Origin of the sequence: Pseudoalteromonas sp. SG43-8 (assembly GCF_014164245.1) — a bacterium.
Classification (GTDB): Bacteria; Pseudomonadota; Gammaproteobacteria; order Enterobacterales; family Alteromonadaceae; genus Pseudoalteromonas; species Pseudoalteromonas distincta.
Genome location: NZ_JACJEX010000001.1, coordinates 843364 through 863583, shown reverse-complemented (window position 1 = coordinate 863583; position 20220 = coordinate 843364). Strand labels below are relative to the sequence as shown.

Below are 20220 nucleotides of genomic sequence, written 5' to 3'. Positions count from 1 at the left end.
TAGAAGTAATTACAAAAGTTACACACTAATAGCAGATATATTTTAATAACTGACGTATAATGTCGCGGTTTATTTAGGTGTGCATTGCAGGAGGTTTTAAATGCAGGCGTTATTAATGCCCGTGATCACCGTTGATGGCCCAAGTGGTTCAGGTAAAGGAACTGTTTGTCGCTTGTTAGCCGACAAGTTAGGGTGGGATGTATTAGATAGCGGTGCGATTTATCGTGTTTTATCTTTAGCTGCACTTCATCACCAAATTGCATTAGATAATGAAGAAGGGCTTGTCCCGCTTGCTGCAAATTTAGATGTGCAGTTTTTGGTAGATAGCCAAACTAATGCAGGAAAAGTTATTTTAGAAGGCGAAGACGTAACCACTACTATTCGTAATGAAGAAGTAGGCGCTGCGGCTTCAAAAGTTGCAGCATTACCTCGCGTTCGTGAAGCGTTATTACGTCGCCAGCGTGCATTTCGCACTGAAAATGGCTTAATTGCCGATGGCCGTGATATGGGCACTGTGGTTTTTCAAGATGCGCCGTTAAAAATATATTTAACAGCCAGTGCAGAAGAGCGTGCTCGTAGACGCTTTGTTGAGTTGAATACGCGCGGCCTTGATGTTACACTAAGTGGTCTATTACAGGACATTCAAGCTCGTGACGAGCGCGATATGAATCGCACCGTTGCTCCGCTTGTACCTGCAGAGGATGCTATTGAGATCGATACTAGCGATCTTAATGCACAGCAAGTGTTTGATAAGGTAATAACTTTATTGGATATTGCTATCTCTGAAGGTAAGCTTCCTAAACGAAGCTAAACACATTTTATGCGCCAGCAGGATGCCAGTGCTATTTTAACAACCCCATGCAGCATGGTTGCTTATTGGTATTAATATATGAGACGTATATTCGTATGTCAGAAAATTTTGCGCAGTTATTTGAAGAAAGCTTAAAGGGTTTTGAAGCAGAGCAAGGCTCTATCGTTAAAGGTACAGTAATCTCTATCGAGAATAACATTGTACTTGTAGATGCTGGTCTTAAATCAGAAAGTGCTATCCCTGCAGAGCAGTTCAAAAATGCTGCTGGTGAACTAGAAGTTGCTGTAGGCGACGAAGTAGATGTTGCACTAGATGCAATTGAAGACGGTTTCGGTGAAACTATCCTTTCTCGTGAGAAAGCTAAGCGTCACGAAGCATGGATCCGTCTTGAGAAAGCATGTGAAGAGCAAGAGACTGTTACTGGTGTTATCAACGGTAAAGTTAAAGGCGGTTTCACAGTTGAAGTTGATTCAATCCGTGCTTTCCTACCTGGTTCACTTGTTGATGTTCGTCCAGTACGTGACACAACTCACCTTGAAGGCAAAGAGCTTGAATTTAAAGTAATCAAGCTTGACCAAAAACGTAACAACGTTGTTGTTTCACGTCGTGCAGTTATCGAATCTGAAAACTCACAAGAACGTGAAGAGCTTCTTGCTAACCTTGTTGAAGGCCAAGAAGTTAAAGGTATCGTTAAGAACCTTACTGACTACGGTGCATTCGTTGACCTTGGTGGTGTTGATGGTCTACTACACATTACTGATATGGCTTGGAAGCGTGTTAAGCACCCTTCAGAAATCGTTAATGTTGGCGACGAAATCGCAGTTAAAGTTCTAAAATTCGACAAAGATAAAACTCGTGTATCTCTAGGCCTTAAACAGCTTGGTGAAGATCCATGGGCAGCTATCGCTGGTCGTTACCCAGAAGGTTCTAAACTTTCTGGTCGTGTTACTAACCTTACAGATTACGGCTGTTTCGTGGAAATCGAAGAAGGCGTTGAAGGTTTAGTACACGTTTCTGAAATGGATTGGACTAACAAGAACATCCATCCTTCAAAAGTTGTAAGCCTTGGCGACACTGTTGAAGTTATGGTTTTAGAAATTGACGAAGAACGTCGTCGTATTTCTCTTGGTCTTAAGCAATGTATTGCTAATCCTTGGCAGGAATTTGCTCGTCTACAAAACAAAGGCGATCAAGTTACTGGTAAGATCAAATCAATCACTGACTTCGGTATCTTTATCGGTCTTGACGGTGGTATTGATGGTCTTGTACACCTTTCAGACATTTCTTGGAATACACCTGGCGAAGAAGCTGTACGTGAATTCAAGAAAGGCGACGAAATCACTGCTATCGTATTGCAAGTTGACCCAGAGCGTGAACGTATCTCTCTAGGTGTTAAGCAAATCGAAGCTGACCCATTCAATAACTACCTTGATGCAAACAAAAAAGGTGCTATTGTTAAAGGTAAAGTGACTGAAGTTGATGCGAAAGGCGCAACTGTTGAACTTATCGAAGGCGTTGAAGGTTACATCCGTGTAGCTGATATCGCTCAAGAGCGCGTTGAAGATGCAACTACTGTTGTTTCTGTAGGCGACGAGATTGAAGTTAAATACGTTGGTGTTGATCGTAAGAACCGCACTTTAAGCTTATCTGTAAAAGCTCTTTTCGAAGCAGAAGAGAAAGAAGTACTAGAGAAGCTTAAGAAAGAAGAGCCAGTGTTTGAAAACGCAATGGCAGCTGCTTTCGCAAATGCACAAAAAGACTAATATATAATTAGTTTTTTAGTTGGAAGGGCATTTTTTGCCCTTCCTATATCTCTTTTTAAGGAAACGCTATGACTAAGTCAGAATTGATAGAAATACTTGCGGAACAACACGCACACGTTCCAGTGAAAGATGTTGAGAATGCTGTAAAAGAAATTCTTGAACAAATGGCCGGCTCATTATCTACTTCAGATCGTATTGAGATCAGAGGTTTTGGTAGTTTCTCTTTGCATTTCCGCGCTCCTCGCACAGGTCGTAATCCTAAGACTGGCGATACAGTTGAGCTTGAAGGAAAGCATGTACCTCATTTTAAACCAGGCAAAGAATTGCGCGACCGCGTAAATGAAGCATTGCCTAGTTAACTTAGTGGAGTAGTTACTTGTTCAAGGTATTAAAAATTATTCTGGTTGCACTATGCCTTATCAGTGCATTTGTATTAGGGTCACAAAACCCACAGTTAGTACAAGTAAATTACATTATAGCCAGTAATACACTACCTTTAGCTGTAATAATAAGTATCTGCTTTTTATTAGGTGTTTTGATTGGTTGTTTTATTAGCTTTAAATTGTTTTCGCAATTAAAGTGGCAAAACTACCGATTAAAAAAGCAATTAGCGCCTGAAAAAGATAAAAAAAAGCTTGCCGCGAATAAAGACACCTAACTATGATTGAGCTTTTGTTTTTACTATTACCCGTTGCCGCTGGTTACGGTTGGATTATGGGTAAAAACAGTGCTAAAAACCAAGCTCATCAACTTAATCGTCAGATCACTTCTGAATATAGCAAAGGCTTAAAATTTCTACTCGATAGAGAAGAAGATCAAGGCTTAGAGCATTTAATCAACTTACTTGAAGTTTCAGCCGACTCTGTTGAACACTATTCTACACTTGCCACCATGTTTCGCCGTAGAGGTGAATTAGACCGCGCAATAAAAATTCACGAACTTCTATTAAAACACCCAAGCTTAAATGAACAACAAGCTGCAACTAGCCGTTTAGAATTAGCCGAAGATTATATAATGGCCGGACTACTAGATAGTGCGGAAGAGCACTTAGTTTGGCTAGTTAAAGCAGGGCATGTAGAAGCGCTGGACCCTATTATCACTTTATATTCGCAAACCCGTGAGTGGGAAAAAGGCATCAACATGTTTGAAGCCCATAGCGAACTATTTTCAAAAGAACAGCAATTTAAAGCAATTGCTAATTTTTATTGTGAGTCAGCTTTAAGTGACAATACACCCCAACTAATGAGAAAAGCGATTAGCTTAAATTATAAAGCCGTGCGTCCGCTTTACGAGTTAGGGTTAGTTGCTTACGCAAAAGAAGATTACGTTAAAGCTATTTATTACTGGCGTGAACTTGTCTCTCAATTTACCTTGTTTGCTCCGTTGTTTATTGATGAGCTGGCACACAGTTATAAACAATTGAATTTGACGCATCAATTTCACGAGTTAGTCAGTGACTTGTTAGAGAAGGGCGGTGTATTAATTAAAATAAAGCATTGCCAAGCATTACTTGAGCAAGGTCACACCAAGCAAGCCTTTGAATTTTTAACTGATAGCTTAAAACGTCAACCTACTATTCGTGGTTTTAGTTTTTTACTGCAATTAATGGGTGACCAAAATAAAAATACTAAGGAAGTACTTAACGAAATTGATAAGCTTGTAACCTCTTATATTGCTACAAAACCAGATTTCCAATGCCAGCATTGTGGTTTTACAAGCTACACCATATATTGGAACTGCCCTTCTTGTAAGCATTGGGAAACCATTGTTCCAAGTCGAGGCTTAGACGGATTTTAATAACCCCATAATTAATAACTTTACTGCCATTCACTAGGATAGTTATGTCTTTCGAACACTCAAAAAAAATTCTTATTGCATTAGATTACGATGATCAAGAAGTTGCTTTAAACTTTGTTAAACAACTTTCTCCTGATACTTGCCGTCTCAAGGTCGGCAAAGAAATGTTTACCTATTTTGGACCTGCATTTGTTAAAGAGTTAATTGATTTAGGTTTTGATGTTTTCTTAGATTTAAAATTTCATGATATTCCTAATACAGTAGCTAAAGCGGTTACTGCAGCTGCTAAAATGGGGGTGTGGATGGTAAACGTTCATGCTTCTGGTGGCTTTGAAATGATGAGTAAAGCTAAATCGGCTCTAGAGCAATTTGGTGACAAAGCCCCATTACTTATCGCTGTGACTGTATTAACAAGTATGGATGAAACAGAGCTTAAGCGTTTAGGTGTTGATAAATCAGCTCAAGAGCAAGTTATTTATTTAGCTAAGCTTGCAAAGGAAGCTGGGCTTGATGGTGTTGTGTGTTCTGCACAAGAAGCAAAAGCTTTAAAAACAGAGTTAGGTGATAGCTTTAAGCTTGTTACGCCTGGTATACGCCCTGAAGGGAGTGATGCGGGTGATCAAAAGCGTATAATGACACCTAAGCAAGCTATAGATTCAGGAAGTGACTATTTAGTTATAGGCAGACCGATTACTCAAGCAGATAATCCTGTAAAAGTGCTTAGTGATGTTAATAACTCTATAGCTTAATTTAACAATAAGCAGTCATATAGTGCTAAAACCCCTTACCTTATGTGAGTTTTATGTTACATTAATAAAATCAAAATGTAGTAGGGGTTTGTTTTGAAGTTATTTTTTGGTTCTATAGTAATTGTTATTGCGGGTTTTTCAGTAAATAAGTACGTTTTTTCTAATAAAGCATACGATGGTGTAACAACCGTTACAGATATAATTCCAACGTACCCAGTCGATATGTTTGATTTTAAAAAAACAATGCAAGATTATGCTCATCATCTGTGTTACAAAAATGAAGATACACTCATATCTCAGCATGTAAGCGTTAGTGAATGTATATCAAAGCTTGATGATAAAAAAACAGAATGTGAAAAAAAGGTTTTTCGTTTGGCGCCGCTCAATCTTGAGTCGGAAGTTGAAGTGCTTGATTATTCAAGGCAATATACGCAATGTACATTGCCTTATAAATATATTTTAGGTTAATTACAAACAGGTATTATTAGTAATTACAGCCAATTATAATTAAGATCTTAAGCGAATGGATTTCGCTTCAATATCTATTAACTCTTGTTTAAATAAGCCACCAATTGCTTTTTTATAATTAGCCTTACTTGTAGAAAACATCTTTTTTATTGCTTCAGGATCAGACTTATCACCAAGTGGAATAACACCGCCTTCGTTTTTAAGCTTTTGCATAATAGTTTCACCAAGGTCACTTACTTTTCCCATACCTGGCTTTTCTAGTACAACATCAATTTTTCCGTCGTCACGTACTTTTTGAATATAGCCTTTAAGCTTTTGACCCACAAATAAGCTTTTAAATACCATATTGTAAAAAACAACACCGAAGTGCGACTCTTCAATTAATACTTTGTAGCCAATATCTGTTTTGCCAGCAACAATTAAATCCACTTCTTGTAAGTGAGTATATTGCGGCTCATCTTTTGATAAGAAACGATTAAAATTGTTTGAGGCACAAATACGTTGGCTTGCATTATCAAGGTACAGGCGTACTAAATAAGAATGGCCTTCTTGCATGCGTGGCTTTTGTTCATTAAAAGGTGCAAGCACATCTTTCTCAAGCCCCCAATCTAAAAATGCCCCAATACTATTTATTTCTTTAACGCGTAGTAAGGCATACTCGCCAACTTGAGCATGTGGTTTCTTTATTGTTGCTGTGGCTAAATTAGCATTGTCTAAAAAGATAAATACACTAATACTATCGCCCGCTTCAAGCTCATGTTTTATTTCTTGTTTTGGTAAAAATACTTCACCTAAATCATGGCCGTCTAAGTAAGCACCTTCGTTACTCACTTCTTTTACAAATAATGTTTGTGTGGTTCCTAGGTAACTCATAATTATTCCTGCTCAGGCTTTTTTTTACGGCGCATTGGTGTATCGCCATCAATGTTCATCGGTGCTTTAATTGGTGCTGTAGGCTTTTTAGGTTTAGCTTTGCGCTTAAATGCAGGCTTTTTAACAACGGCGGCTTTTTCTTTAGATTTGTCCCACGCTGCCTCAGGTTTTTTCTCTTTTAAACCTTTAAACTTAGCTTTTAAGCTCTCTACGCTCGCAAATTTTAATTCGTCATTTAAAAATGCTTTAATAGCTAAATAACTTGCCCAATCTTTTGGGCCAACTAATGAAATTGCATTTCCTTTAAAGCCAGCACGTCCTGTACGACCTATGCGGTGTACATACTCTTCAGCGTGTTTTGGTAAATCAAAGTTAATAACGTGCGTTACGCTTAACAAATCTAAACCACGAGATGCAACGTCGGTGGTAATCAATATTTTAAAGTTTTCGCGACTAAACGAATCCATGATATCTAAACGTTTGTTTTGCGTTAAATCACCAGCAAGCGCTACAGATTTGAAGCCTTTAGCATTAAGGGCTTCACTCAAACGGCTCGTGTCAGAACGCGTTGCTGTGAAGATAATACATTGACCAACATCATCTTGGTTTAAAAAATGCTCTAATAACGCTTCTTTATGATCAAGGTGATCTGCAAGGTATAACGTTTGTTTAATATCACTATGTTGCTCATTTGCTGCACTTAGCGTAATTTGCTTTGGTTTTTTTAATAGGTTACGTGATAGTGCATCTACTTGTGCATGGTCAAGTGTTGCAGAAAACAATAACGTTTGGCGTAATCGGTGATTAGCTTGCTCGTTAATCATTTTTAACTGCTCGGTAAAGCCTAAATCTAAAATACGATCGGCTTCATCAAAAATAAGCAGTTCTAGTCCACTCAATTGCAATGAGCGTTTTGTTATGTGATCAGCTAAACGCCCAGGTGTAGCAACTACGAATTGTGGGTCGTTTCTAAGTGCTTTTATTTGGTCATTAAAGTTTTCGCCGCCAAGTATTTTAACTGCCTTAATCGCTGTGCCAGCAATTAATAAACGCAGCTGAGTAAATACTTGCGTAGCAAGCTCACGCGTAGGAGCAACAATAAGTACACGGGGATCGCGTTTGCTGAGTGCTTTTTGTTTCATAACCCTTTGTACAGCAGGTAATAAAAACGCCAAGGTTTTGCCCGACCCAGTTTTAGACTGAGCGAAAATGTCATGCCCTGCAAGTGCGGTAGGCACTGCATGCGCTTGAATATCGGTGGGCTGGGTGATCCCTTGATGTGCTAATTGTGTTTCAAGGCGTGTATCAATCCCAAGATCAGTAAACTGCAATGTGTGTTTCTCCAAAATGAGCAAATTAACTCTATAAATTTATTAGCGCATTATAGCTTACACAGCTAGGTCGCTAACAGTAAAAACCAATCTATAGCGCTATTTTTTGCAATTAAACTAAAAAAGCGTAAAATACGCGCCCCATATGCGCCGGATTTACGATTCGGTAAACGCCAATATTGGCTAACAAGGCAAAATAGGAAATATAATGACTGTTGTTCATAAAGATAATGTAACGGGCGATCACTTTGTGGTATGTGCGCTGTATAAGTTTGTAGGTTTACCTGAATTTGAAGCTATCCGTAAGCCATTACTAGAAGTGATGGAAGCAAATGAAGTACGCGGTACTTTATTGCTCGCTGCCGAAGGTATAAACGGCACTGTTTCTGCAAAACGTGAAGGGATAGACAACTTATTAGCATGGCTAGATGAGCAACCAAATTTAAAAAACATCGTTACAAAAGAATCTTACGACGATGAATGTCCGTTTTACCGCACTAAAGTAAAACTAAAAAAAGAAATTGTAACAATGGGCGTTGAAGGCGTAGATCCGCTTAAAGTTGTGGGTAGCTATGTTAAGCCAAATGAGTGGAACGCACTTATATCTGACCCTGAAGTAATTTTAATTGATACACGTAATGATTACGAAATTGAAATTGGTACATTTCAAAATGCGGTCGATCCAAATACCAAAACGTTCCGCGAATTTCCACAGTGGGCAAAAGAAAACTTAGACCCTGAAAAACACAAAAAAGTGGCGATGTTTTGTACAGGTGGTATCCGCTGCGAAAAATCGACAGCCTACATGAAAGAGCAAGGTTTTGATGAAGTTTATCACCTTGAAGGCGGTATCTTAAAATACCTAGAAGAAGTGCCAAAAGAAGAAACCATGTGGGAAGGCGAGTGTTTTGTATTTGATAATCGCGTTGCGGTTGATCATGACCTACAAAAAGGCTCTTATGATCAATGCCACGCGTGTCGTATGCCAATTACAGAAGACGAAAAGTTAAAGCCTGAATACATGGAAGGCGTCTCTTGTCATCATTGTATTGAAGAAGTAACGGACGAACAACGCGCACGTTTTGCAGAGCGCCAAAAGCAAATAGAATTAGCGCAAGCGCGTGGTGAGGGCCATATTGGTAATGAAGCACAAGCTGTTTTACAGCAACGTAAAGAAGCTAAAAAAGCCCAAAAAGACGCTCAGCGCGGTAAATAAATTTATACAATAAGTATTACATTTAAAGAGTCTATTTAGGCTCTTTTTTTGTGCCTAAATTTGTACAGTAATTGTTTTCACACCCCGATGATAGTGTTAATCTGCAAAACAGATTTAGTCATTTTAATGCGCATACAGGAAGGGATTTATGCAAGCCGAACAAGTTGAAATCGCACAATTTTTAGCACAACATCCTCCTTTTGATGACTTACCTCAAAAAGCGCTTAATGAGCTAGCTCAACAAGTAGAAGTGGCTTATTTTAGAGCAAAAACAGATATCTTGAGTTTTGGACAAGACATTTCTGATTTGTATGTAATTAGAAGTGGTTCTGTAGAAATGTATCGCCGAAATGGCGAGCTGTATAATCGTTTGGCTACCGCAGGTATATTTGGTCAAATGGGTTTATTGATGAACCGTAAGGTACGTTTTCCTGCAACTGCTCTTGAAGATACGTTAGTATATTGCATAAATGTCGAGCTATTTAATCGTTACTGTGATGAGTTTGATGCGTTTGCTGATTACTTCGAAACAGACGGTAACGTGCGTTTGCATCAAGCTATTGTCGAGCAAGCCGATGGCAATGACCTGACAACCGCGAAGGTAAAATCATTAATTCACAGAGATGTAGTCACCGTAGATGCAACCTCTACGATACAAGATATCGCTAAATTAATGACCGAAGAGGCGGTATCATCAGTGTTGGTAACCGATGTAAATAAACCCATAAATGATGACCCAGAAGAAGATGATGGACAAGTAGTTGGTATAATAACCGATAGGGATTTACGCACTAAAGTAGTGGCTAAAGGGCTTGCCTTTAACACGCAAGCAAAAGACATTATGTCCACTAACTTAGTACTATTAGATGCTAATGACTATATTTTCGAAGCTGTATTGGCCATGCTTAGAGATAACTTACATCATTTGCCAGTAGTACAGAAAAGACGCCCAATAGGTGTTATCTCCCTTTCTGATATTTTGCGTTATGAATCCCAAAGCAGCTTATTACTTGTACGTGGCATACTGGCTCAACAAACAATAGAGGATTTGGCGCATTATGCACGCCAATTGCCCAATGTGTTTGTTCGTATGGTGAATGAAGATGCAAACTCACACATGGTCGGTACAGCCATGGCTGTTATAGGGCGTACATTTAAACAAAGACTACTTGTATTAGCAGAAGAAAAGTTTGGGCCACCTCCTGTGCCTTACTGTTTTATTGCTCTGGGCTCAATGGCTCGAGACGAGCAACTTATTGTAACCGATCAAGACAACGCGCTTATTTTAGATGACAGTTATGACGACGAAAAACATAACGCGTATTTTCAAAATATTGCCGATTTTGTGTGTGATGGTTTAGCGCAGTGTGGTTACACCTACTGTGATGGAGAAATTATGGCGTCGTTTAAAAAATGGCGTAAAACTCGCTCACAGTGGTTCGATCAATTTGCAGATTGGATCGCGCAGCCAAAACCACAAGCATTGCTTAATAGTTCTATATTTTTTGACTTAGACGGTGTGTGGGGTAAAACCAAGTGGGCCGACGAGCTTAAAATATTTATAGCAAAACAAAGTAAAGTAAATCGCGTATTTTTAGCTAATATGGCAGCAAATGCTAGAAATAGAACACCTCCACTAGGTTTCTTTAAAGGCTTTGTTATGGAGCATAATGGCCAACATAAGCGTTCAATGAACTTAAAGCGAAGAGGGACTGCACCTCTTTCTGATGTTATTCGCGTGCACGCATTGGCTATTGGCTCACGTAAACAAAATTCGTTTGAACGACTAGAAGATATTATTGAAGCTAAGCTGTTACCACAGGGTAAAGCGCAAGATTTACGTGACGCACTTGAGTATATTGCCATGATGCGAATTCGCCATCAAGCGTGGCAAATAGAGAAGGGCGAAGAGCCCGATAACGACTTAGATCCACATTTACTTTCTCCGTTCGAGCAACGAAACTTAAAAGAGGCATTTGCCATTTTAGAAAAAGCACAAAGCTATTTAAAATTTAGCTACACAGCAAACTCTGGTGTGAAGTAGCCTATGAATCCGCGTAATCATAAAGCAATTGATTGGCAAGCTAGGTATAACGAGCTTGCCAATAGCACCAAAAATAAACTCTTAAAACACTTTTATGCGGGTGCTTATAACCAAGACAAAGCTGCAATAAAAGACGTACCTTTTGTAGCAATGGATTTTGAAACAACAGGCTTAAATAGCCAAAACGACGATATAGTGAGTGTTGGTTTAGTGCCGTTCAATTTAGAGCGCATTTATTGTAAGCACAGTCGGCATTGGGTTGTGCAGCCTAGGCGCAACCTTCATGAAGAGTCTATTTTAATACATGGAATAACGCACTCTGAGGTGGACGACGCCCCCGACTTTAATCAAATTATAGAGCCTTTACTTGAAGCGCTCAGTGGTAAAGTTGTCGTGGTGCATTATGCCGCAATAGAACGTCACTTTTTAAATAATGCGTTATTGTTAAGGCTTAAAGAAGGTATTGAGTTTGCACTTGTTGATACAATGGAAATAGAAAAAAGAGCACTAAAAGCAAGGCAGGGTTTATTAGGCCGATTGTTTAACACAAAATTAGGTTCTCTTAGGCTAACAGATTGCCGTGCGCGTTATTCCCTACCAGCATATCAAAATCACAATGCGTTAACGGATGCACTTGCTACAGCAGAACTTTTACAAGCGCAACTGAGTTATCATTATCGTGTAGATACTCCAATCTCAGAGCTGTGGTTCTAGCTTTTAATGACCAAACAAAAAAACGCCGCAAAAATTGCGGCGTTTTCGTTACTAATTAAAAGTGTTACTTACTGAAAGTATTATTTAACTGGGCGAGGCTCAGTTCGTAAACCTAAAACTAAACTTAAACACATAAATAATAATACAATAGTAAATGGCAAGCCTGTAGAGACAGCGCCTGCTTGTAGTGCTTCAATTGCTTGTGTGCCACCAATCCAAAGTAAAGCAGCTGCAATTGCGCCCTCAACCGATGCCCAAAATATACGTTGTGGTACCGGTGCATCAATTTTACCGCCAGCTGTAATTGAATCAATTACTAATGAACCAGAGTCAGATGACGTAATGAAAAATACCAACACTAATAAAATTGCAATAAACGATAAAATATTAGATAAAGGTAATTCATCAAGCATTTGGAACATAGCTAAAGGTACATCAGTTAAACCATTAGTGCCTAACGCACCAACACCATTAACTACTTGTTCAATCGCAATACCACCGTAAATAGACATCCATAAAACAGTAACTAGAGTAGGAATAAGTAAAACCGCAATTAAGAATTCACGAATTGTACGACCACGTGATACACGCGCGATAAACATACCTACAAACGGTGACCAGGAAATCCACCAAGCCCAGTAAAACACAGTCCAACCATGCATCCATGTTTCGTCTTCACGACCGTGAGGATTACTCAATGGAATAATATTTTCTACATAGCCCATCACGGTAGTGGGTACATTACCCATTGCTACAGCAAAGCCTACTAAACATACAAACAATAATAATGAAAACGCAATTAACATATTTACATTACTTAGTAGTTTCACACCACCGTCAATACCACGAACCACAGAGACAATAGCTAAAAGTGTTACACCCGCAATAACTAGAATTTGAGAGCCAATGCCACCTTCTGTACCAAATACATGGTTAATACCTGCAGAAGCTTGTTGCGCACCTAAACCTAAAGATGTTGCAAGGCCAAATAACGTAGCAAGTACAGCTAAGATATCAATGATATGGCCAGGCCAACCCCACGCTCTATCACCTAATATAGGGTAAAAAATAGAACGAATTGAAAGCGGTAAACCTTTGTTATAGGTAAAAAATGCAAGAGATAAACCAACAACAGCGTAAATAGCCCAAGGGTGAAGACCCCAATGAAACATAGTTGCGCCCATTGCTAATTTTGCAGCTTCTGGTGTATTAGCGGCTACATTAAGCGGTGTTTCGTACCAACCAGTAAAGTAAGCAACTGGTTCAGCAACGCCCCAAAACATAAGGCCTATACCCATACCCGCAGCAAATAACATAGCAAGCCATGAAACGCGAGAGTGAGAAGGTTTAGCGTCATCACCACCAAGGCGAATATTACCGTAAGGAGAAACAATAAGTGCTAAACAAAAGAGTACAAAGAAGTTTGCAGCCCACATAAATAGGGCATCAAAATTATTAATAATATCGGTCTTGATACTATCAAGCGCTGTTTTTGCAGTTTGTGGGTCGGTAACAAGTATGGCGATTAAAAAGATGACAATCAGGCCCGCACTAGTTCCAAAAACAGGGTTGTGAATATCAAACCCCCACTTTTGTACGTTGTCCTGACCTACGGTGTAATCCGTGTTGTCAATACTATATTTGTCATGATTTTCCTTCATGCAATACCTCTTTAGTTGTCCTAACAAGCCAAAATAAATTCGGCGTCATATCGAATTACATTAGTCTTTAAATATTAAGTAAAAAGTAATACCGTAATTATTTGAAGACTAACTAATTTGAAGCGTGATCATACAGCTAGTAGTGTATGAGTTAAATATTAAATGTAAATGAATTTGTATTTAAAACGCTGTTTATATGGCCAAATTCATGATTCTTTCATTTAAAAGCCCTAAATTTAAAAACTCAGTGAACGTTAAAATTTAGTTTGCTATTAAAAGTATTAATTTACTTGATTAAGTAAAAAAAGATCATTTTTAAGTAGCTTAATTAATGCTTAAATATTAGGACTTGTTAGTCTTTAAGGATTGAAATTTATTTAATCTAGCGCAATTTAATCGCTCCTAGTTTTATAGCTTAGCGGTTCGGTAAAAGCTTATGCGTTATTTTTCATGCTTGCATGCACGTAAGAATAATCAAAAACCGGCTAGCAAAGAGCAAATTTCTCTTCAAGGCTATTATAATTTTATAAGCGGATAAGCATCTTTAATCAAGTTGTAATATGAATATGATTTAACACAGCACTAAGCTATATTTTATAAATAGATAGGCAAAGGATTAATACTATTATGCGTGAAAGCGTTACAAACGATACCAATCAAAACGAACTTGTTAAACGCTTTTGCAGCGTTAGAGACGAAAGCCTAGCTATTATTGAACCACTCACTGTAGAAGATTGCCAATTTCAAGCTATGGCTGATGCCAGTCCTACTAAATGGCATTTAGCGCATACCACGTGGTTTTTTGAAACGTTTTTACTTAGTGTTCATTGTAAACAGTACGCAGTGTTTAATCCTCACTACAAAATGCTTTTTAATTCTTACTACAATGGGATTGGAGATCAATTTAAACGGGCAAACAGAGGAAGCTTATCTAGGCCAGGTTTAGACGAAGTGCTAGTTTACAGAGAACATGTAGATAGCCGCGTGATTGAATTACTTAAGACTGACGTTAACCCGCACATTAAAGATATTATTGAACTTGGGTTACACCACGAGCAACAGCATCAAGAACTAATGCTTATGGACATCAAATATAACTTTTCAGTAAATCCATTATTTCCTCAATATAAAACATCGCTTTTAAATAGCCAAAAAAAATCAGCTGATATTAAACCCATTAATTTTATCAATTTTGAAAAAGCCATTATTAATATTGGCACAAATGCCAAAGATGAATTTGCATATGATAACGAGTGCCCCAAACACCAAGTACTAATTCATCCATTCAGTTTTGCTAATAGATTGGTCACTAATGGTGAATATTTAGACTTTATAAATGCCGGTGGATATAGCAATCCACAATATTGGTTAAGTGACGGTTGGGCGCATATTCAAAACACTCGTTTAACGCATCCATTATATTGGCATTACATAAATAACGAATGGTTTGAGTTTACACACTATGGATTGCAGCCTTTAAATTTAAGTGCCCCCATCAGCCATGTTAGTTATTTTGAGGCCAGCGCATATGCTAATTTTGTAAGGGCTCGCTTGCCTACAGAGTTCGAGTGGGAATATGCAGCTAAAAATACACCTTTAACAGACACTAATAATAACTACCTAACACCACAACAAGCAAAAGATAATACTGAAATAAACCAGTTAACGGATTCATGTTGGCAATGGACAAACAGTGCATATTTGCCATACCCCGGTTTTAAGCCTATTGAAGGAGTAGCAGGGGAATACAATGGTAAATTTATGAATAACCAAATGGTGTTACGGGGCGGGTGTGTGTTTACCCCTCAAAACCATTTACGACAAACATACCGAAATTTTTATTACCCATATCAAGCGTGGATGTGCAGCGGGATAAGACTAGCTAAGGATATAGTATGAGCCAAGTAACAGCGATTAAACAAAGTAACATAACCGACACTGAATTTTTAAACGACGTGATAAGCGGATTAACTCAACAACAAAAAACGCTTCCGTGTAAGTATTTTTACGATGATAAAGGTGCTGCATTATTCGAGCAAATAACATCCTTACAAGAGTATTATGTTACACGTACGGAGTTGTCTATTTTAGAGGAATACTCGCAGTCGATTGCTCAAATGCTACCTGAAAATCTCTCTATTATTGAGCCTGGGTGTGGTTCGGGTAAAAAGGTCGCGTATTTATTAGCGCACATGGCAAACGTAAAAACCTTCGTACCGTTTGAAATTTCTGAGGAGATGCTCAGTTATTCACTTGCACATTTGTCACCGTTATTCCCAGATTTGGCAATTTCGCCATTACTAGGAGACTTTACACATAGCCAAATGGTTAAACAGCTAACCAAAGACACCGCTTTAGATAGTCAAACCAATTTGGTGTATTTTCCAGGCTCTACTCTTGGTAATTTTGCCCCAGTTAAAGCTATAGAAATTATGAATAATTTCCATCGCTTATGTGGTGTAAACGGTTATGTATTAATTGGGGTTGATTTAGTAAAAGAGCGCCAAGTGTTACTCAATGCATATAACGATAAAGCGGGAGTCACCGCCGCATTTAATAAAAATTTACTACAACGTATTAATAACGAGCTAAACGGCACATTTAATATAGATAACTTTAGCCACGAGTCACGCTTTAACGAGCAACATAGCCGTATTGAAATGCATTTAGTAAGTAACTGTAATCAAAGCGTGATTATAAATGATCAGCAAATAGACTTTATTGAAGGCGAAAGTATCCATACAGAAAACTCTCATAAGTACACGCTCGAGTCGTTTAAGCAGCTTGCCGCGCAAGCTAATTTAAAGTTAGAGCAAACATGGCAAGACGATAGTAACTATTTTGCATTGTGCTTATTAAGGCCGCTTTAAACGTTACTTAAGTTTAGGGCGTGTTGATCTTTGATAGTTGAATTTGCAGCAATATGTTTGGTTTTTAGGCAAGGCAGAGCCTATGAAGTGTGGTTATTCCACATAAATAGGCGATAACGCAGCATAAATGCCAAACATGTGCTGCCCTTCGGGTTCTGCCTAGGGGCGATAAACTCTTTGTTGCTCGATTTTTATTTAGCCCACTAGGTTACAAACCTCGCGCCGCGCTTTAATCGGCCCTAGATTGAACAAATTTCAATTCGCAAAGATCAACACGCCCTAGTAAATGACAACTTTAGCATTGCTAAACTCATAGCTTAGCAATGCACCATTATTTGATTGCTGTATAAGCTTAGCTTTATTTAAACCATGTAGTCTAAATAGCAGGGGGGCAATAACAGATACCGCAGAGCCCGTTGCACTGTCCTCATTTACTCCAAACTGGGGGGCAAAATATCTAAAATGCGCTATGGCATTTTTTTTGTCTATATTTTTTATACTAAGCGCTATAACTGCATTTTTGTGGAGTTTACTCAAAGCTTTAAAATCAACGTGTAAGCTTTTTAAATCGTCTTTTTCAACGTCTTTACTAAATTCTTTATTAAATTCTTCATTAAATAACACAACCGTATAACCGTTATTTTCGCCGGCACTGTAGGCTGCTTTTATTGCTAATGAAAACACACTTTGTAACTCACCTTTAGCCAATTCGCTTTTTTTAGACTCTATACTTTTTAGTAACAACTGTGCGCGTTGTTTTTTTACTCTTATAATAAAGCGCTCATTACTCATTGATGTAAATACTTCAGGGCAATAACCAAAATATTTTATTAAAAAATTAGCGGCCGCTAAAGTACCATGCCCACAGCGTTTAATTTCACTTGTTTGGTTAAACCAGCGAATATTACAATGGCGTTTAGTTATCTCATTTTGATTTAAAAATACGGTAGCAGGGTGATTTGATTGTGATGCAATATATTGCATTGTTTTTGATGTTAACCCAATTTTATAAATAACAATTAAAGCACTTGAGCCTTTTAAGTTATTTGCAGGGCTATAAAAAACAGATTCGGTGGAAGTGAGTTTTATACAACGAAGCGTAAGCCATTTGGGCTTACGCTTCGTTAAAAAAAGAGTGTTATCCTTTGCTTGCATACGCGTCGTTATGAACGCCCGCAGCGCGACCTGATGGATCTGCATTGTTTTGGAACGATGCGTCCCATGCAAGTGCTTCAGGAGTCGAACACGCTACCGATTTACCATGTGGTACACATTTAGCTGATGCATCACCAGGAAAGTGCGATTCAAAAATAGTACGGTAGTAGTAAGCTTCTTTTGAATCTGGCGTATTAATAGGGTATTTAAATTTAGCATTTGCAAGCTCTTGATCGCTCACTTGCTCATTTACAAACTCTTTTAACGTATCAATCCAGCTGTAACCAACACCGTCTGAAAATTGCTCTTTTTGGCGCCATAAAACTTCATCAGGTAAGTAGCCATCAAAACCTTCACGTAAAATGTGTTTTTCAATTTTGCCATCTTTACACATTTTGGCTTCAGGGTTGATACGCATAGCAACATCAACAAATTCTTTATCAAGGAACGGTACACGTGCTTCAACGCCCCATGCTGCCATTGATTTATTAGCACGTAAACAGTCAAACATATGCAGTTTTGATACTTTACGGTTTAGCTCTTCATGAAACTCTTGTGCGTTAGGGGCTTTATGGAAGTATAAGTAACCACCAAATAGCTCATCAGCACCTTCGCCAGATAACACCATTTTAATGCCCATCGCTTTAATTTGGCGAGCCATTAAGTACATAGGTGTAGAGGCACGAATCGTTGTTACATCATACGTTTCAATGTGGTAAATCACTTCACGCAGTGCATCAATACCTTCTTGAATGGTAAAAATGATAGGGTGGTGAATAGTACCAATCATGTCAGCTACTTTTTGGGCCGCGGCTAAATCAGGTGAACCCTCAAGGCCTACTGAAAAAGAATGCAACTTAGGCCACCATGCATCGCTTTCGTCGTTATCTTCAATACGTTTTGCAGCAAAACGCTGGGTAATAGCAGAGATAACCGATGAGTCTAAACCACCAGAAAGTAATACACCGTAAGGCACGTCACACATTAGCTGGCGTTTAACGGCCGCTTCTAATGCATCTTTAACGTCTTGTGCTTGTGCGCTGTTATCTTTAACTGCATCAAATGTTTCCCAATCACGCTTGTAATAAGGTGTCATTTTGCCATCTTTGCTGTACAGGTAATGCCCTGATGGAAATTCTTCAATATGCTTACAAATTGGAGAAAGTGCTTTTAACTCAGAAGCAACGTAAAAGTTACCGTGCTCGTCGTGACCAGTGTAAAGCGGGATAATACCAATATGGTCACGGCCAATTAAGTAAGCGTCATTTTCTTCATCGTATAAACAAAATGCAAAAATGCCATTTAGATCATCTAAAAAGTCAGGCCCTTTTTGTTTATAAAGCGCTAAAATAACTTCACAGTCTGATTGAGTTTGAAAAGTAAAATCAACATCTAGCTCTGCTGCAAGTTCTTTATGATTATAAATCTCGCCATTAACCGCTAAAATATTTGTTTTTTCAGGATTGTATAAAGGCTGTGCACCGCTTGATACACCAACAATAGCTAAACGCTCATGTACTAAAATAGCTTTTTCAGATGCATATACACCAGACCAATCTGGGCCACGGTGTCTAAGCAGCTTTGACATTTCAATTGCTTGGGTACGCAATTGAGCGGGATCAGATTTAATATCTAATACCCCAAAAATTGAACACATAGTAACTCCTCATTCCTATTATGTGTGCAGCAAAGCCAATTTGCTGTGCTGCGAAACCTTGTTTTATCAGAAAAAATTACTCAAGTCACATAGCTTTTACAATTAATTAAGAATAATTTATGCACCAAGTTGTATGTAACCGCACCAAAGTGGTCAATGCGTGGTGCCTGCTGCTATTTTTACGTCGTTATTATTGTTCAAAGCTTGTGCAATCATCACTTTTAGCGCGTTAATAACAGTGTCTTCACACATGCTAGGTGCGCCATTGTGGTGCACAGCTTGGCTTGGTAAATAAGGAATATGCACAAAGCCACCTTTCATTACAGCGCAGTGATCATTTATGTAATGCATAAGGCCATACATAACGTGATTGCATACATACGTACCTGCCGTATTGGAAATGGCAGCAGGTATATTGCTGTTGTGCAATGCTTGTAACATGCGCTTTATTGGTAAGTTTGTGAAATAGGCATCAGGGCCATTTTTTTCTATTGGTGTATCGATAGGCTGCTTACCTGCATTGTCTTTAATGCGTGCATCGTCAACGTTTATTGCAATACGCTCAATTGATATTTCGCTGCGCCCACCGGCTTGGCCTATACATAAAACAACCGCCGGATTATGTGACTCAATGGCGTTTATAAGCTGACTAATAGACGTATTAAACTCACAGGCAAGTTCTAGTGTACATATTTTGTGTTTCATGATGATAGTTTCATCAAGTTTTTGCACTGCTTGCCAAGAAGGATTGATAGTTTCGCTACCAAAAGGCGCAAAGCCGGTTATTAATACACACGCCATAGAAGAAGTTGATTTAGTCATTACACACCAAGCTATACATTAAAATAATATTAACGGCGAGTAAGGTAACTGCCGTCTGAATTTGAACCTTAATTACATAGTACTTATTTTTTAAGTTTAAAAGAGCTGCAGGAAGAATATTAAATTTGCTGCCATAGGCGTCATTAACATACAGCAATAGCCGCTATACATGCCGAGCGGAACTAATGGAGCAGGGCTTGCGCCCATGACCTCCAATTAAAAATGCCATACCTACACAATACAGAAAAACCAGTATAAAACGATTATCAGGGCCAATAATTTAAGTCGA

General features: G+C 38.5%; 18 protein-coding genes and 1 pseudogene. 12 read left to right on the top strand and 7 right to left on the bottom strand.

The window, feature by feature from the left end; all coding sequences use genetic code 11:
• The first annotated feature begins 100 nt into the window (after positions 1 to 100).
• From cmk to H5122_RS03890, 7 genes are all read left to right on the top strand, one after another.
• Positions 101 to 811, top strand: coding sequence for a (d)CMP kinase (cmk, locus tag H5122_RS03920; RefSeq protein WP_154903185.1), 711 nt, complete (start codon positions 101 to 103; stop codon positions 809 to 811).
• A 95-nt stretch (positions 812 to 906) separates the two neighbouring features.
• Positions 907 to 2574 carry a 30S ribosomal protein S1 gene (gene rpsA, locus H5122_RS03915; RefSeq protein WP_002961176.1) on the top strand — a complete coding sequence of 556 codons (1668 nt, stop codon included), beginning with the start codon at positions 907 to 909 and terminating at the stop codon, positions 2572 to 2574.
• A 68-nt stretch (positions 2575 to 2642) separates the two neighbouring features.
• Positions 2643 to 2933: an integration host factor subunit beta gene (gene ihfB / locus H5122_RS03910; protein ID WP_182681330.1), complete on the top strand. Its 291-nt coding sequence runs from the start codon at positions 2643 to 2645 to the stop codon at positions 2931 to 2933.
• Positions 2934 to 2950: 17 nt separating this feature from the next.
• Entirely contained in the window at positions 2951 to 3232 is a 282-nt protein-coding gene (locus H5122_RS03905; protein ID WP_039489780.1) for a lipopolysaccharide assembly protein LapA domain-containing protein, read from the top strand.
• A 2-nt stretch (positions 3233 to 3234) separates the two neighbouring features.
• Positions 3235 to 4371, top strand: a complete 1137-nt coding sequence (gene lapB, locus H5122_RS03900; protein ID WP_002961182.1) for a lipopolysaccharide assembly protein LapB — start codon at positions 3235 to 3237, stop codon at positions 4369 to 4371.
• Between the two features lie 44 nt (positions 4372 to 4415).
• Positions 4416 to 5120 (top strand): orotidine-5'-phosphate decarboxylase, encoded by a 705-nt coding sequence (gene pyrF / locus H5122_RS03895; RefSeq protein ID WP_002961184.1) that lies wholly within the window; start codon positions 4416 to 4418, stop codon positions 5118 to 5120.
• 93 nt (positions 5121 to 5213) lie between these two features.
• Positions 5214 to 5588 carry a hypothetical protein gene (locus H5122_RS03890; RefSeq protein ID WP_024595713.1) on the top strand — a complete coding sequence of 125 codons (375 nt, stop codon included), beginning with the start codon at positions 5214 to 5216 and terminating at the stop codon, positions 5586 to 5588.
• A gap of 39 nt (positions 5589 to 5627) precedes the next feature.
• Here the strand turns inward: H5122_RS03890 and H5122_RS03885 are convergent, their stop codons facing one another.
• A complete protein-coding gene (locus H5122_RS03885; RefSeq protein WP_002961188.1) occupies positions 5628 to 6461 on the bottom strand; it encodes a S1 RNA-binding domain-containing protein in 834 nt (277 codons plus the stop codon).
• Positions 6462 to 6463: 2 nt separating this feature from the next.
• On the bottom strand, positions 6464 to 7792 hold the full coding sequence (locus tag H5122_RS03880) for a DEAD/DEAH box helicase (RefSeq protein WP_182681329.1): 1329 nt from the start codon (positions 7790 to 7792) through the stop codon (positions 6464 to 6466).
• Positions 7793 to 8000: 208 nt separating this feature from the next.
• Here H5122_RS03880 and H5122_RS03875 point away from each other — a divergent pair, with 208 nt between their 5' ends.
• From H5122_RS03875 to H5122_RS03865, 3 genes are all read left to right on the top strand, one after another.
• On the top strand, positions 8001 to 9008 hold the full coding sequence (locus H5122_RS03875) for a rhodanese-related sulfurtransferase (RefSeq protein ID WP_002961191.1): 1008 nt from the start codon (positions 8001 to 8003) through the stop codon (positions 9006 to 9008).
• A gap of 148 nt (positions 9009 to 9156) precedes the next feature.
• Positions 9157 to 11052 (top strand): DUF294 nucleotidyltransferase-like domain-containing protein, encoded by a 1896-nt coding sequence (locus H5122_RS03870; RefSeq protein ID WP_039489770.1) that lies wholly within the window; start codon positions 9157 to 9159, stop codon positions 11050 to 11052.
• A 3-nt stretch (positions 11053 to 11055) separates the two neighbouring features.
• Positions 11056 to 11766, top strand: coding sequence for a 3'-5' exonuclease (locus H5122_RS03865; protein WP_033039579.1), 711 nt, complete (start codon positions 11056 to 11058; stop codon positions 11764 to 11766).
• A gap of 80 nt (positions 11767 to 11846) precedes the next feature.
• Here the strand turns inward: H5122_RS03865 and H5122_RS03860 are convergent, their stop codons facing one another.
• Positions 11847 to 13427, bottom strand: a complete 1581-nt coding sequence (locus H5122_RS03860) for a BCCT family transporter (protein WP_182681328.1) — start codon at positions 13425 to 13427, stop codon at positions 11847 to 11849.
• Positions 13428 to 14054: 627 nt separating this feature from the next.
• Between H5122_RS03860 and egtB the strand changes: the two genes are divergently transcribed.
• Together egtB and egtD are read left to right on the top strand one after the other, a co-directional pair.
• On the top strand, positions 14055 to 15326 hold the full coding sequence (gene egtB / locus H5122_RS03855) for an ergothioneine biosynthesis protein EgtB (protein WP_182681327.1): 1272 nt from the start codon (positions 14055 to 14057) through the stop codon (positions 15324 to 15326).
• The gene (gene egtD, locus H5122_RS03850; protein ID WP_182681326.1) at positions 15323 to 16297 is read left to right on the top strand and encodes an L-histidine N(alpha)-methyltransferase; all 975 of its coding nucleotides are present in this window, start codon (positions 15323 to 15325) and stop codon (positions 16295 to 16297) included. The genes egtB and egtD overlap by 4 nt, the downstream gene beginning before the upstream one ends.
• A 279-nt stretch (positions 16298 to 16576) precedes the next feature.
• On the opposite strand, the gene H5122_RS03845 is transcribed toward egtD, so the two are convergent.
• The 4 genes and pseudogenes from H5122_RS03845 to H5122_RS20280 all read right to left on the bottom strand — a co-directional run.
• The gene (locus tag H5122_RS03845; protein WP_182681325.1) at positions 16577 to 17452 is read right to left on the bottom strand and encodes a PhzF family phenazine biosynthesis protein; all 876 of its coding nucleotides are present in this window, start codon (positions 17450 to 17452) and stop codon (positions 16577 to 16579) included.
• A complete protein-coding gene (asnB, locus tag H5122_RS03840) occupies positions 17436 to 19109 on the bottom strand; it encodes an asparagine synthase B (protein ID WP_182681324.1) in 1674 nt (557 codons plus the stop codon). The genes H5122_RS03845 and asnB overlap by 17 nt, the downstream gene beginning before the upstream one ends.
• 153 nt (positions 19110 to 19262) lie before the next feature.
• On the bottom strand, positions 19263 to 19931 hold the full coding sequence (pcp, locus tag H5122_RS03835; protein WP_182681323.1) for a pyroglutamyl-peptidase I: 669 nt from the start codon (positions 19929 to 19931) through the stop codon (positions 19263 to 19265).
• Positions 19924 to 20208 (bottom strand): annotated as a pseudogene (locus tag H5122_RS20280) (5-oxoproline transporter, DUF979 family subunit); the annotation flags it as partial. The gene pcp and the pseudogene H5122_RS20280, both read right to left, overlap by 8 nt.
• Positions 20209 to 20220: the final 12 nt, after the last annotated feature.

Excerpts from the sequence above, each read along its gene's own strand:
- lapB (WP_002961182.1), top strand. The coding sequence starts at position 3,235 with ATGATTGAGCTTTTGTTTTTACTATTACCCGTTGCCGCTGGTTACGGT.
- egtB (WP_182681327.1), top strand. The coding sequence starts at position 14,055 with ATGCGTGAAAGCGTTACAAACGATACCAATCAAAACGAACTTGTTAAA.
- H5122_RS03865 (WP_033039579.1), top strand. The coding sequence starts at position 11,056 with ATGAATCCGCGTAATCATAAAGCAATTGATTGGCAAGCTAGGTATAAC.
- H5122_RS03845 (WP_182681325.1), bottom strand. The coding sequence starts at position 17,452 with ATGCAAGCAAAGGATAACACTCTTTTTTTAACGAAGCGTAAGCCCAAA.
- H5122_RS03870 (WP_039489770.1), top strand. The coding sequence starts at position 9,157 with ATGCAAGCCGAACAAGTTGAAATCGCACAATTTTTAGCACAACATCCT.
- ihfB (WP_182681330.1), top strand. The coding sequence starts at position 2,643 with ATGACTAAGTCAGAATTGATAGAAATACTTGCGGAACAACACGCACAC.
- egtD (WP_182681326.1), top strand. The coding sequence starts at position 15,323 with ATGAGCCAAGTAACAGCGATTAAACAAAGTAACATAACCGACACTGAA.
- asnB (WP_182681324.1), bottom strand. The coding sequence starts at position 19,109 with ATGTGTTCAATTTTTGGGGTATTAGATATTAAATCTGATCCCGCTCAA.
- pcp (WP_182681323.1), bottom strand. The coding sequence starts at position 19,931 with ATGACTAAATCAACTTCTTCTATGGCGTGTGTATTAATAACCGGCTTT.
- H5122_RS03860 (WP_182681328.1), bottom strand. The coding sequence starts at position 13,427 with ATGAAGGAAAATCATGACAAATATAGTATTGACAACACGGATTACACC.
- rpsA (WP_002961176.1), top strand. The coding sequence starts at position 907 with ATGTCAGAAAATTTTGCGCAGTTATTTGAAGAAAGCTTAAAGGGTTTT.
- H5122_RS03885 (WP_002961188.1), bottom strand. The coding sequence starts at position 6,461 with ATGAGTTACCTAGGAACCACACAAACATTATTTGTAAAAGAAGTGAGT.
- pyrF (WP_002961184.1), top strand. The coding sequence starts at position 4,416 with ATGTCTTTCGAACACTCAAAAAAAATTCTTATTGCATTAGATTACGAT.
- H5122_RS03875 (WP_002961191.1), top strand. The coding sequence starts at position 8,001 with ATGACTGTTGTTCATAAAGATAATGTAACGGGCGATCACTTTGTGGTA.
- cmk (WP_154903185.1), top strand. The coding sequence starts at position 101 with ATGCAGGCGTTATTAATGCCCGTGATCACCGTTGATGGCCCAAGTGGT.